This window comes from Lentzea kristufekii (assembly GCF_033949925.1).
Classification (GTDB): Bacteria; Actinomycetota; Actinomycetes; order Mycobacteriales; family Pseudonocardiaceae; genus Lentzea; species Lentzea kristufekii.
Genome location: NZ_JAXAVV010000005.1, coordinates 84,681 through 97,772, shown reverse-complemented (window position 1 = coordinate 97,772; position 13,092 = coordinate 84,681). Strand labels below are relative to the sequence as shown.

The window sequence follows — 13,092 nt, the reverse complement described above, 5'->3', positions numbered from 1 at the left end:
CACCCGTGCCCCGTCGCCTGGCGCCAACGCCCGCACGAGGTCGTACGCTCGCGGCATGAACACCGCGCCGGGCTGGTATCCGGACAACGCCGATCCGCGTTTCGTCCGGTGGTGGGACGGCGTGCAGTGGACGCCGCACGTGCAGCCGCGCCAGGAGCAGTCCGACGCCCGCCACACCGAGGTGGAGATGGGCGGCACCGGCCAGGAGCGGGTGGCGCGGCAGGTGCAGCGCGCGGGCGTCCAGGGCGCCGTGCCCGGAGGCGGCGGCACCCTGCTCACCGAGCCGGTCCTGGTCGTGAACCAGAAGGCGAAGCTGATCGAGATGTCGAACTCCTACGTCATCTACGACCAGCACGCCCGCCACATCGGCACGGTGGAGCAGGTCGGCCAGTCCGGCGCCGCCAAAGCGTTGCGCGCCTTCACCAAGATGGACTCGATGCTCGACGTCCGCCTGGAGATCCGCGACCAGCAGGGGCTCCCCCTGCTGCGCATCACCCGTCCCGCGACGATGTGGAAGTCGAAGGTCCTGGTCGAGCGCGGCGACGGCATGCCGATCGGCGAGATCGTCCAGGAGAACGTCTTCGGCAAGGTCCGCTTCGCCTACGTGTGCAACGGCATGAAGGTCGGCGGCATCTACGCGGAGAACTGGCGCGCGTGGAACTTCTCGCTGCAGGACCGCGCCGGCACCGAGGTCGCGCGCATCACCAAGACCTGGCAGGGCATGGCGAAGGCCATGTTCTCGACCGCGGACAACTACGTCGTGCAGCTCCACCAGCAGGTGCCGGACCCGTTGCGCAGCATGATCGTCGCGTCCGGCGTCACGGTCGACACGGTCCTCAGCCAGAACCAGGGCTAGTGGCGAGGCGGAGTTCGTCGACCTCCGCCTGGAACCCTGCCGCCGTCAGCGTTTCCTCGGCCAGCTGCCAGTAGTCCCTGGCCTCCTCGCTCCGGCCGGACCGCTCCAGGGCGTTGCCCATCACCCTCAACGACCGCCCGAGCTCCGGCGGCGACCCCATCTTCCGAGCCTGTTCCACGGCCAGCGAGGCCAGGCTCAGCGCCTCCTCGGCGGACGAGGCCAGCCCGGACCTCAGGCGCCACACCCAGATGCGGCCCTGCCGGTCGTCGTGCTCCTCGAAGAACTCCCAGGCCTGCCGCAACTGCTCCTCGGCCAGGGCGCCCTGGCCCGACCGCACCAGCGTGTCCGCCAGGAACAACCGGATGTTGGCCGCGAAGTCCGGATCGCCGAGCTTCTGCGCGGCGGCCAGCGAGGACCGCAGGAACGCGGCGGACTCGGCCAGTTCGCCCGTGAACTGGTGCAACCGCCCCAGTTCCAGGGTCGCCATCAGCTCGCTCTGCTCGTCCCCCAACTGCCCGGCGACCCGCCGGGCGCGTTCGAGGTACTCCTGGGCGGCGGCGAGCCCGCCGGCCCGGCGCTCGATGGCACCCAGCGAACACAGCACCTCGATCTCACCGTGCGGGTTGCTGGAGGCGACGAACCGGGTCATGGCCTCGCGATGAGCCTCACGGGCCTCCGCGGACCGGCCGCTCCACTCGTGCATCCACCCCATGCCGTACCAGCCGTAGGCCTCGCCCCACACGTCACCGGCGGCGGCGAACCCCTCCTGCGCGGCCTGGAAGTCGGCGAAGGCCGAGGCGTAGTCGTGCAGCCGGACGCGCAGGATCCCTCGCTGCTGGAACAACATCGGCCGCCGCGTCACGGGCGCGCAGGAGAGTCCCAGCGCGTTGATCTGCTCCCAGTCGTCGAACCGGGCCCGCAGGTCGCAGAACGCGGCCGACCGGACCGCCAGCTCGGCGGCCAGCGACCCGAGGCCCAGCGCCGCGGCCTGGGTGACCACGGCGTGGATGTTCAGCCACTCCGCGTCGAACCAGTCGGCCGGATCGCCGAGGTCGAACCGTTCCAGCGCAAGGGGTTCCAGCCGGACGCCCTGGTGCGGCAGCTCCACGTCGGCCCGCATCGCCAGGTCGAGCCACTGCTCGAACAACGCCTTCAAGGCAACAGCCGGGTCCTCGGAGGCAGCCTCACGGCCGAAGGCGCGCAACAGGTCGTGCAGCCGATAACGCACCTGCCCCAACGCATCGCGTCCCGCGTAGTCGACCAGCCGGGCGTCGACCAGCGCCTCGACGTGGTCCTCGGCGTCGTCGAGGTCCAGCCCCAGCAACGGAGACGCCACCCAGGCGGGGAAGTCCGGTGTGTCGACCAGCGACAGCAGGCGGAACGCGGTCCGGTGCGACTCGCCCAGGCCGTCGTAGGACAGCGCGAGCGAGGCCCGCACGTCGAGATCGCCCAGCGACAACTCGTCGAACCGGCGGCGTTCGTCGGACAACCGGCCGGCGAGTTTCGCGAGCTGCCAGTGCGGCCGCGCCACCAGCCGGGCCGCCGCCACCCGCAACGCCAGCGGCAGCTTGCCGCAGTAGTTCACGATCTCCTGCGCCGCACCGGGTTCGGCGGCACAGCGAGCCTCGCCGACAGCGGCCCGCAGCAACGCCAGCGCATCGGTGGAGGGCAGCACGTCCAGCGGCACGACGTGGGCGGCCTCCAGGCCGGCCAGCGCGGCCCGGGAGGTCACCAGGGCGGCACCCGAGGTGGTTCCCGGCAGCAACGGCCGCACCTGGGCCTCGTTCACGGCGTTGTCCAGCACGACGAGGATCCGCCGGTCCGACAACAGGTCCCGGTACAGGTCGACCCGGTCCTCCACGGAGGACGGGATCGCGCCACCGGAGACACCGAGTCCGCGCAGCAGGCGGTCCAGCGCCGCGGCGGGCTCGACGGACTTCTGCTCACCGCCGCGCAGGTTGAGGTACAGCTGCCCGTCCGGGAACGTGTCCCGGACGGCATGGGCGCAGTGCACGGCCAGCGAGGTCTTGCCGACGCCACCGGGTCCGGTGATCGTCCACGTGCCGCCGGCGCGCAACCCGGCCGTCAGACGGGCCACCTCGTCGGACCGCCCGGAGAAGTCGCCGACCGCGGGCGGCAGCCACGAGGGTCCGGACTGGACGGCGACCGGCGCCGAGGAGCCCGCCAGCACCTCCATGTGCAGCGCGCGCAGTTCGGCGTTCGGGTCGATGCCGAGCTCGTCGGCGAGCACGTCGCTGGCCCGCCGGTAGACGTCGAGCGCCTGCGCCTGCTGGCCGGTGCGGTGCAGGGCGAGCATCAGCTGGTACCAGAAGCGTTCGCGCAGCGGGTGTTCCGCGACGAGCGACCGCAGTTCGTCGACGATCTGGTCGTGCCGGCCCAGCTGCAGCTCGGCGTCGTTGCGGCGTTCCAGCACCTCCCAGCGCTGCTCGTTGAGCCGCTGCACGTCGGTCTGTTCCATCCGCAGCGACGACACCTGCTCCAGGGCCGGGCCGCGCCACAACGCCGCGGCCTCGCCGAGCAGGCGGGCCTCGGTCTCCAGGTCGGGCGCGCGGCGGGCCTCGGCGCGCAGCCGCTGGAACGTCAGCAGGTCGAGCTGGTCGTCCTCGACGTGGATCGAGTACCCGGTGGGCCACGTGCGGACGAGTTTGCGGTCGGCCAGGTCGTCCAGCGACTGTCTCAACCGCATGACGTACGTCTGCAGAGTCGCGCGCGCCGAACCGGACGGCTCTTCGCCCCAGAGGTGTTCCATCAGCTCGTAGGACGACACCGGCGCGTTCGCCTTCATCAGCAATGCGGCGAGCAGGACACGCTGCTTGGCCGAGCGCAGCTCCACGACCCGGCCTGAGTCGATGACCTGCAACGATCCGAGAACCCTGAACCCCCACCGCCGTTGCATGAGCCGATCCTAACCAGCCGGTAACCCTAGGTGTCAGCGAAATGTCAGCGGGTCACGTGATGCTTCTCGCTCATGAGCAAGACAACCTTCGTCGCCGCCGCGGCGTTGTCGTCGGGAGCGGTGACCTACCGGGTCCGCACCGGCATCCGCTGCTGAGGCACACCAGACTGGAGCGGCGTCTTGGCCCCCAGCGGGGCGTCGCTCCTCTCCAGACGGTGTCACCGGGGCCCGAAGCCCAAACCTCTCCTCGGGCCCCGGTGACGCCTCCCGGCTCAGGCCGCGCCGCGCGACGCCGTCATGAACTTCCCCAGGCGTGACGCCAGATCGTCCGCGGCCTCGTTGCCCCGCAGCCGTTCCGCCTCCTGCTTCAACGGCCTCATGCGATCCCGCGTGCGGGCCGAGCGGATGGGACCGGACAGCGCGATCGCCTGTTCCCCGATCTCCCGCGCCTGTTCGGCCTCGTTCTGCACGAGGTAGTTCATCGCGAGCGCGGCCAGCCGGAACGACTGGCTGCGCGACGCCTCAGCTCCGTCCGAGGAGATCGCCCTGGTGAGCAGCGGGATCGCCGACCGGGCGTACTTCACGTCGCAGGTGCGCGCGAGTTCGGTGTGCACCATGCCGCCGATCGACACCAGGTCGGCCAGGTCGAAGAACTGCGCCCACGGCGGTGCGTCCTCGGCCACGGACCGGTGGAACTCGTCCTCGGCGCGTGCGAACTGGCGCAGCGCCTGCCTTTCCGCCCCCATCTTCGCGAACGCCCACGCCTCGTTGGCGTGCAGGATCGACACGGCCAACGTGGACCCACTGGCCTGCGCGATGGGCAGACCCCGTTGGAACGACGACAAAGCGTCTTCCGCCAGCTCGTAGTGCAGGTGCACACGACCCATCCGGTAGTGGATGTTCGCTTCCAACGCGCTGTTGCCCGACTCGCGCGCGAGGCACATCGCACGGCCGAAGTGCAGGTGCGCCGATTCGAGCAGACCCATGTCGAACGACGCCCAGCCGGCCAGGTTGTGCAGGTCCGCGATGGCCACCTGGAGCCGGTGCAGCACCTGTCCGGACGAGCTGGTGTCGATCAGCGGGTTCGCCCAGTTCAGCAACGCGACGCAAGCGTCCCGGCAGGCACCGCCGCCGTATTCGTGGTCGAGTGCCCGCAGCGCACTCGTCAGGGTCTCGACGTGCCGCACATCGGTCTTGTCCACGCGGCCTGGAAACGCATCGCCGTTGAACATAGGTTGGCCCTCCTGACGTGCGCCGCGCACCTCTCGTGGAGATACCCGTTACACACCGCCGGTACTCACCGCGCCGCCGCCACCATCCCGCTGTCAGGCCTGGTCGTGAAGGGTCTTTCGACTCTCCTGGGGGCATGCCGACGCGACCGCCACAACGCCGTGGTGGTCGCGCCTACGATCTCGGACGGTCGTGGTGAACGGAAAGGGGCCAACGAGGTGTCGGCGCACGGGAACTGAATCCATGCGCCGTGACGACTCCTCACCGGAACGGCCGATCAGGTCACTCTTCCAGGGTCACCACCTGAGCGGGACACCTGTCCACCGCGTCACGAACGCCCGGCAGCAGGTCGGCCGGGGGTTCGGCGACCAGCACGATGCCGAGCCCGTCGTCGTCCGACTGGTCGAACACGTCCGGTGCGGCTAGCACGCACTGGCCCGATCCGATGCACCTCGTCTGGTCTATCCGGACCGTCACGTCACCACACCACCGGGATCGCGGCGGCGCCGTAGGTGATCATGTCGTTGCGGTAGTTCATCTCCGTGACGGGCACGGCGGGACGCAGGTTCGGGAACCGCTCGAAGAGCGTCCGCAGGCCGATCTGCAGCTCCGCACGGGCCAGGTTCGCGCCGAGGCACTGGTGCGGCCCGAACCCGAAGCCCAGGTGCGACACGGCGTCCCGTTCCAGGTCCAGCTCCTCGGCACGCGGGCAGAGCGCCTCGTCGAGGTTCGCCATGAGCGACACGCTCACCCAGTCCCCCGCCTTGATCAGCACACCGTCGACCTCGACGTCCTCGGTCGCCCTGCGGGTGAGTCCGGGCCCGCCGAGCTGGCCGACCGTGTACCGCATCAGCTCCTCGACCACGACGTCCGCACGGCTCGGGTCGCGCCGCAGGATCTCCAGCTGGTCGGGCTTCTCGAACAGGTGCAACGTGAAGAGGCCGAGGAAGTTCGACGTGGTCTCGTGCCCGGCGGCGAGCAGCCCGATGCAGAGGAAGATCAGCTCTTCCATGCTGAAGTCGGTGTCGTTGGCCATCAGGCCGATCATGTCGTCGTTCGTGCCCGCGGCCCTCTTCGCCTCGACGATCGGCGTGAGCACCTCCGCGAGCGTGGTCGCGTGTGCGAGGTACTCGTCCTTCGAGCCGTTCTTGCCGAAGAGGTCGCCGGCCGTGGCCTGGAAGAGCTCCTGGTGCTCCGGCGGCACGCCCAGCAGCTCGGCGATCACCAGCGACGGCAGCGGCAGGCACAGCGAGGTGACCAGGTCCGCGGGAGCGCCCTTGGCCTCCATCACGTCGAGGTGCTCGTCGACGATCTGCTGGATGCGTGGACGCAGTTCGTTCATGCGCTTGACCATGAAGCCGCGCGAGAGAGGACGACGCAACCGCATGTGCTCGGCGCCGTCGATGCCGTTGATGTTGCCGGGCTGGTCGGGGTCGAGCACTGCCTCGCCGTCGTCGGTGCGCATCTCCGGCTGTCCGCCCTTGCGGGTGCTGAACCGCGGATCGGAGAGCACCTGCCGGACACCGGCGTAGCTGGACACCATCCAGGCCTCGACACCGTTGGGCCAGATCATCCTGACCGGCCCGTCGCTGACGGCCTCGGCGAAGCCGACCGGCGGGTGGAGCGGGTGGCCACGTTCGTGGTGGACCGGGCAGACAGCGGCTTCAGTCACGGGTGTTCCCCTCAACAGAACAGAACTGTTCTTTTGATTACATGACCGAACGTAGCGAAGAAACTACTCTTTGACGAGTTGTTTGGTCCTGAAGGTCCCGATGAGCGGTCTCAACAGGCCGTCGACGATCCCCTCGATCACGCCCTGCTCCTCGGACCTGAGCACGAAGGTCGAGATCAGAGCGGTGATGAGGACGTCGGCGTCGAGGCGCTCCGGCAGTTCACCGCGCGCCTTCGCCCGGTCCACGGCGACCCGCAGGTGCTCCGTGTAGGCGCGGTCGACGTGCTCCTCGCGCAGGCACGCGAGGTCGGCGTCCTGGCGGCTGCCTTCGAGCAACCCGAGGAAGATCCCGGCGGTGTCGAACGGCATCGGCTCGCCCCACGCCAGCAGGATCTGGCGGACGTCCTCGGCGAACGTGCCCTCGTCCGGCTGGGACAGCTCGGGCAGGTTCGCCTTCAGGGCGTCCGTGATCAGCCGCGCCTTGGACGGCCAGCGCTGGTACAGGCTCGCCTTGCTGGCGCGCGCCCGGCCTGCGACGAGGTCCATGTTGAACCGCGCGTAGCCGACCTCGGCCAGCACACCGAGCACGGCGGCGAAGACCTCCTGCTGACGCTCCGGCGCGTCCAAAGGCGTGCGACCCAACATGTCTCCCCGGCTCAGGTGACGCGCACCCTACCGCCGGGCGCGTCCGTGAGCCGACCCGTGCGCCGCACCGACATCCAGCGCAGCTGCGTGCCGTGCAACGCCGTGATCAACGACTGGATGACCACGACGTACATCAGCTGCCGATAGACCAGCTGCTGCAACGGATAGGCCCACAACGGCCGGAGCGACTCGCCGTCGAGCCGCAGCGCGTAGCCCGCACTCGCCGTCTGGATCAGCAGGAACACCGTCCACACAATTAGCCCGAGCGGCGCGTCCGCGACGAGGAACCCGTACAGCACGAGGAGGTCCATCACCGGCGCGAGCAGCGGCAGCAGCAGGTGGAACGCCAACAGGTAGAGGAGCCCGAACCGGCCCATCGGCCCGTTCTCCACCAACGCGCCGCGGTGCTTCCACATCGCCTGAAAAGTGCCGTACGACCAGCGATACCGCTGGCGGAACAGGCCGTGGAGGCTGGCCGGTGCCTCCGTCCACGCCTTGGCCTCCGGGCGGTAGGCGACCCGCCAGCCCGCGCGCGTGACGGCCATCGTGAGGTCGGTGTCCTCGGCCAGCGTGTCGTCGCTGACGCCGCCGACGTCGGTGAGCGCGGCCCTGCGGAACGCCCCGACCGCGCCCGGCACCGTCGGGATGCAGCGCAGCGCGTGCAGGATCTGCCGGTCCAGGTTGGAGCCCGCGCAGTACTCCAGGTGCTGCCAGCGCCCGAGCAGGCCCTGCCGGTTGCCGACCTTGGCGTTGCCGGAGACCGCGCCGACGCCGTTGTCCGCGAACGGCTGCACGAGCTGGCCGATCGTGTCCGGCTCGAAGATCGTGTCGCCGTCCACCAGCACCAGCACGTCGTGCGACGCCTCGCGGACGCCCGCGTTCAGCGCCGCCGGCTTGCCCTGGTTGGTCTGCCGGATCACGGTGACACCGGGCAGGTCCAGCGCCTCGGCGATGTCGGCGGTGCCGTCGGTCGAGCCGTCGTCCACGACGATGACCTCGACGTCGGCGACGTGGTTGTTCCCGGCGATGGACTTGACCGTGGCGGCGATGTTGAGCGCCTCGTTGAACGCGGGCACGACCAACGAGACCGGCGGAGCGAACCACGGCGGCGGCTCGCTCTCGCGCCTCAGCCGGCGGTCGGTGTGCGCGAGGCCCAGCTGCATCAGGGTGCGCAGCAGGCCGAGCAGGGCGGCGATCGCGATGGCCGTGCCGAACACCACGAGCACGATGCCGCCGTTGCGCTGGGACCACGTGGTGGCCGCGCCGGTGAACCGTTCGCGCCCGGAGGCCTCGACCGGCGGTTCGTCGCTGACGAACACGAACCGGTGGCCGGGCTGTTTCGCCAGTTCCCGGACGATGTCGCCGCCGATGCTGCCGTTGTCGTGCAGCCGGATGACACCTCCCGGTTCGCGCAACGACATCCGCACCAGCGTGCCGATGTCCTGGTACTCGCGGTCACCGCTGTCGATCTCGGCCGGAGCACCCACCAGTCGCGTGTGGACGCCCAGCGCGTCGGCGAGCGCGGCCTGCGCGAAGGCCAGGTTCAGCGGGGTGCCGAGGTCGCCTTCGGCGCGGAACCCGTCGATGCCGATCCGATGGCCCTCGGCGACGATCCGGCGCGCGACGTCCGGGTGCCGGGTGACCTGGGCGCCGGTGACGAAGAACGTCGCCTTGATGCCCGCCGCGTCCAGCCTCTCCAGCATCCGCGGCGTCCACTTCGGGTCCGGGCCGCCGTGGAACGCCAGCGCGAACGCGCCTTCCGGCAGTTCCCGGTGCCCGCCCGCGACCGGCACGGGCTCGGGCCTGATCGCGGCGTAGGCGTGGAACGACACCACGCACATCAGCACGAACAGCCCGAGCAGGATGGAGATCCAGTGCAACCGCGGTGTGCGCTTCACCACGCTCCCAGCAGCGTGCCGCCCACCACGGCGGCGAACACGATCAGTCCACTCGCGACGGTCCAGCTGACGAGCCTCGCCGCTACCCGTCTACCGCCGTTTCGATCGACGAAGACCTGCATTTCCTCTTCCCCCAGGTGACGATGCGGACGACGGCGACCAGCAGTGCCGCGCCGACCGCCGCCGCCATCCACGGAAACCCGTTCACCAGCAACGGGACCGCGTCAGCGGCGAACTCCTTGCTGCTCCCCCACGGCGCGTACCTCTTCGACTGCCGTTCCCAGGCCGCGTTGCCCACCGCGACGACCACGAACACGAGAGGTGGCGCCGGTGCCACCGTCCACAAACCCACCCGGCGAACCAGAGCCGAGACCACGAGCGTGCCGCCCACGAGCCACACGCCGAAGGCCCAGCCGAAGTCGCCCCCGTCCACCCAGACCCCCGTCTGCGTGAACACCGCCAGCATCGCGAGCGCGGCGAGAGTGGGCAGTTGAACCCCCATGACCACCTAGAATAGTTCAGGGGGTGTCCTGTTCATGCAACCACGTGGCGGCTATCACCGCACCGTCTTCCTCGTCCTCACGCGCACGGCGTGGGCGGCCCTGAGCGTGGTCGTCCTCGCCGCCTCGGCATTCGCCTGGACCACCGTGTCCACCATCTCGACGGGGGTCGAGCGGTCCTACGCGATCTCCGGCGACGCGCCGCGCTCGGAGTCCGGCCGCAACATCCTGATCATGGGCCTGACGACCAGGCTGGACCTGCACGGCGAACCGCTCCCGGACGACGTGCTGCGGCGGATGCAGGCGGGCGAGAGCGATCGCGGCGGTTACAACGCGAACACGCTGATCCTGTTGCACATCCCCGTTTCCGGGCCCGCCGTGGCGATGTCCGTGCCCCGCGACAACCTCGTCCCGCTGTCGTCGGGCGGCGAGGGCAAGATCAAGGAGGCCTACGGGCGGGCCAAGATCGCCGAGGAGGACCGGCTGCGCGCGGCCGGGGCGCACGACAAGCGGGAACTGGAACGCGCCGGGCGGGAGGCCGGGCGCAGAGCCCAGGTGCAGACCGTGTCGTCGTTCCTCAACCAGCCGATCGACCACCTCGTGGAGATCTCGCTGATCGGGTTCTTCCACATCGCCGAAGGGCTCGGTGGCGTGGACGTGTGCCTGCGCAACGCGACGAAGGACCCGTTGTCCGGCGCGGACTTCCCGGCCGGGCGGCAGCACCTCGACGCGGGCCAGGCGTTGTCGTTCGTGCGGCAGCGGCACGGGCTGCCCGACGGCGACATCGGCCGGACCCGGCGGCAGCAGGCGTTCCTGTCCGCCGTGACCAAGCGCCTCAAGGGCGCGGACCTGGCCGCGGTGCAGGCGATGATCGACATGGCCAAGCAGGACGTCGTGCTGGACGCGGATTTCGACCTGGTCGAGTTCGCCCGCGACATCCCCACCGAGGTGCGGTTCGACACGCTGCCGATCGAGGGCGGCGCGCACCTCGGCGGGCTCGACGTGAACAAGGTGGACCAGGCCAAGGTGCGGGCGAAGGTGACCGAGCTGGCCAAGGCCCCGCCCCCGCCACCACCCGACGACGGCATTCCCTGCATCGACTAGTCGCGGCTAGACCCGGCGTTCGGTGACCCAGGTGGCGATCTGCGCGCGCGAGGTGAAGCCGAGCTTCTGCAGGATCCGCTCCACGTGCCCCTCCGCGGTCCGCCGCGCGATCACCAGCCTGGCCGCGATCTCCTTGTTCGACATGCCACCGGCGATGAGGTCGGCGACCTGCTGCTCGCGGCGGGTCAGCGGCGTGAGGGCCAGGACCGGCACCGGGGCCACGGTCTGCTCCTCGCCGATCGCGAACGCGATGGCCTCCTCCAGTTCGAGGTCCATGCCCTTGCGGAACACCGCCCGGAACTCCTGCTCGCCGAGCGTGGAGACCGCCGCGGACTCGCATTCGCCGTGCGGCGCGCCGAAGTGGCGCGACCCGAACATGGGATAGCCCACCGACTGCCAGATCTCGTTGGTGGCGCCCAGCAGCGTGGCCGCGCGCACCGCGTCGCCCTGCGAGGCGGAGATCCAGGCCAGCACCTCGAGCGCGAGCACGATGCCCAGCAGGTCGTGGAACGAGCTCTTGATCCGCAGGCACTCGCGGCCGAGCAGGTCGGCGCGGACCAGATCGCCGCTGACCCACGCGCACAACGCCAGCACCCAGATCGCGTAGGCCTGCGCCCACAGTTCGCCGTGCTCCTCGCCGACGGCCTTGGCCTCGACGCAGAGCCGTTCGGCGGACACGAAGTCGTGGCGGAACGTCGCCGCGATCGCGAGTTCGATGCCGGCGAGCATGGTGTGGCTGTTGACCGTGCCCTGGCTCCGGTACAGGCGCATGGCCTCGTGGAACCCGCTGTCCGCGAGGTCGAGGTCGTCGCCGACCAGGTGCGTGCAGGCGATGCGGTGCGTCGCGTAGGCGAGCGCGACCCCGTCGCCGGACTCGACGGCGTACGCGCGGCACTCGTCCAGCATCCGCGTCGACGCGGGCAGGTCGCCCTGCAGCGTCGCGACGTACCCGTTGACCCACAGCGCCTTGGCCCGCAGCGGGCCCGGTTTCGCGCTCGCGACGGCGCGGTCGAGCCAGTGGCGGCCCTCCCCGAGCATGCCGCAGCCCGCCCAGTAGAACCACAGCGTGCTGGCCAGGTGCACGCAGTGGTCGCCCCCGTGTTCGAAGCAGAAGTCCAGGGCGGACCGCAGATTCCCCTGCTCCAGACGGGTGAGCGCGAAGATCTGCGGCTGGGCGGGGCCGAACCACTCCTTCTCGCGGCGCTCGGCCCATTCGATGTAGTGGTCGCGGTGCCGTTCGCGCATCACCTGTTCCCGACCGGCGGCGCGCAGCTTCCCCAGGCCGTACTGCCGCAACGGCTCCAGCAGCCGGAAGCGGGTGCCGGACGGGTGCTGCTCGGCCACCACGACGGACTTGTCGACCAGGCCCATCAGCGAGTGCATGACCTCCTCGGGCGCGACGCTGTCACCGGAGCAGACCCGTTCGGCCGCCTCCAGGTCGAACGTGCCGGTGAACACCGACGCCCGCGCCCACAGGATCTGCTCGGACCGCGTGCACAGGTGGAAGCTCCAGTCCACGGCGGCGTGCAGGGTCTGGTGGCGCGGATCGCCGCCGCGCCTGGCGTCCGCGAGCACGCGGAAGGTGTTGTCCAATCTGGACGACAAGTGGTCAAGACCCAGCACGCGCAGGCGCACCGCGGCCAGTTCGATGGCCAGCGGGATTCCGCCGAGCAGCGTGCAGATCTGGCTGACCTTCTCGTGGTTGCGCCCGTCGAGGACGAATCCGGGGTCGACGGCGGCGGCCCGTTCGGCGAACAACGCCAGTGCAGGCCCCTGCGACAGGGGCGTGACCTGCCAGAGGTGTTCGCCGTCGATGCCCAGGCGCTCGCGGCTGGTGACGAGCACGCGCAGGCCGGGGACCCCGCGCAGGAGCGCGTCCACGAGATCGGCGGTCGGCCCGATGACGTGTTCGCAGTTGTCCAGGACCATCAGCATCTGCCGGTCGCGCAGGTGTTCCACCAGGACGGTGCGGTGCATGCGGACGGTGTCGTCGTGGACGCCCAACTGCTCCAGGACCGTGTGCACCACCAGTTCCGGGTCGGTGACACCGCCCAGGTCGACGAACCACACGCCGTCGCGGAAAGCTCTGCTGGTGTCGGCGGCGGCGCGCAACGCCAGCCGCGTCTTGCCGACGCCACCGACACCCGTGAGAGTGACGAGGCGCGACTCGGACAGCAGCCTCCTCACTTCGCCGACGTCGTGCTTGCGGCCGACGAAAGTAGTTGTGTCAGCAGGCAAATTGCCTTTGCGACCTGGGTAAAGCGAACTGC

General features: G+C 70.2%; 10 protein-coding genes. 2 read left to right on the top strand and 8 right to left on the bottom strand.

The genetic code is table 11. The features are described 5' to 3' along the window. Positions 1-55: 55 nt before the first annotated feature. Positions 56-856, top strand: a complete 801-nt coding sequence (locus SK571_RS12005; protein WP_319984124.1) for a phospholipid scramblase-related protein — start codon at positions 56-58, stop codon at positions 854-856. Here SK571_RS12005 and SK571_RS12000 read toward each other — a convergent pair. From SK571_RS12000 to SK571_RS11970, 7 genes are all read right to left on the bottom strand, one after another. Next, entirely contained in the window at positions 837-3,773 is a 2,937-nt protein-coding gene (locus tag SK571_RS12000; RefSeq protein WP_319984123.1) for an AfsR/SARP family transcriptional regulator, read from the bottom strand. The genes SK571_RS12005 and SK571_RS12000 overlap by 20 nt on opposite strands. Before the next feature lie 272 nt (positions 3,774-4,045). Next, positions 4,046-4,975, bottom strand: coding sequence for a hypothetical protein (locus tag SK571_RS11995; RefSeq protein WP_319984122.1), 930 nt, complete (start codon positions 4,973-4,975; stop codon positions 4,046-4,048). 310 nt (positions 4,976-5,285) lie between these two features. After that, positions 5,286-5,480 (bottom strand): ferredoxin, encoded by a 195-nt coding sequence (locus tag SK571_RS11990; RefSeq protein ID WP_319984121.1) that lies wholly within the window; start codon positions 5,478-5,480, stop codon positions 5,286-5,288. 1 nt (position 5,481) lies between these two features. Continuing rightward, a complete protein-coding gene (locus tag SK571_RS11985) occupies positions 5,482-6,675 on the bottom strand; it encodes a cytochrome P450 (RefSeq protein WP_319984120.1) in 1,194 nt (397 codons plus the stop codon). Between the two features lie 63 nt (positions 6,676-6,738). Further along, entirely contained in the window at positions 6,739-7,320 is a 582-nt protein-coding gene (locus tag SK571_RS11980; protein ID WP_319984119.1) for a TetR/AcrR family transcriptional regulator, read from the bottom strand. An 11-nt stretch (positions 7,321-7,331) separates the two neighbouring features. Continuing rightward, a complete protein-coding gene (locus SK571_RS11975; protein ID WP_319984118.1) occupies positions 7,332-9,218 on the bottom strand; it encodes a glycosyltransferase in 1,887 nt (628 codons plus the stop codon). An 82-nt stretch (positions 9,219-9,300) separates the two neighbouring features. Further along, entirely contained in the window at positions 9,301-9,720 is a 420-nt protein-coding gene (locus tag SK571_RS11970) for a DUF6542 domain-containing protein (protein ID WP_319984117.1), read from the bottom strand. A gap of 34 nt (positions 9,721-9,754) precedes the next feature. Between SK571_RS11970 and SK571_RS11965 the strand changes: the two genes are divergently transcribed. After that, on the top strand, positions 9,755-10,822 hold the full coding sequence (locus tag SK571_RS11965) for an LCP family protein (RefSeq protein ID WP_319984116.1): 1,068 nt from the start codon (positions 9,755-9,757) through the stop codon (positions 10,820-10,822). A gap of 6 nt (positions 10,823-10,828) precedes the next feature. Here SK571_RS11965 and SK571_RS11960 read toward each other — a convergent pair whose 3' ends face one another. Beyond that, complete coding sequence (locus tag SK571_RS11960; RefSeq protein ID WP_319984115.1) at positions 10,829-13,009, bottom strand: ATP-binding protein; 2,181 nt, start codon at positions 13,007-13,009, stop codon at positions 10,829-10,831. Between the last annotated feature and the right edge of the window lie 83 nt (positions 13,010-13,092).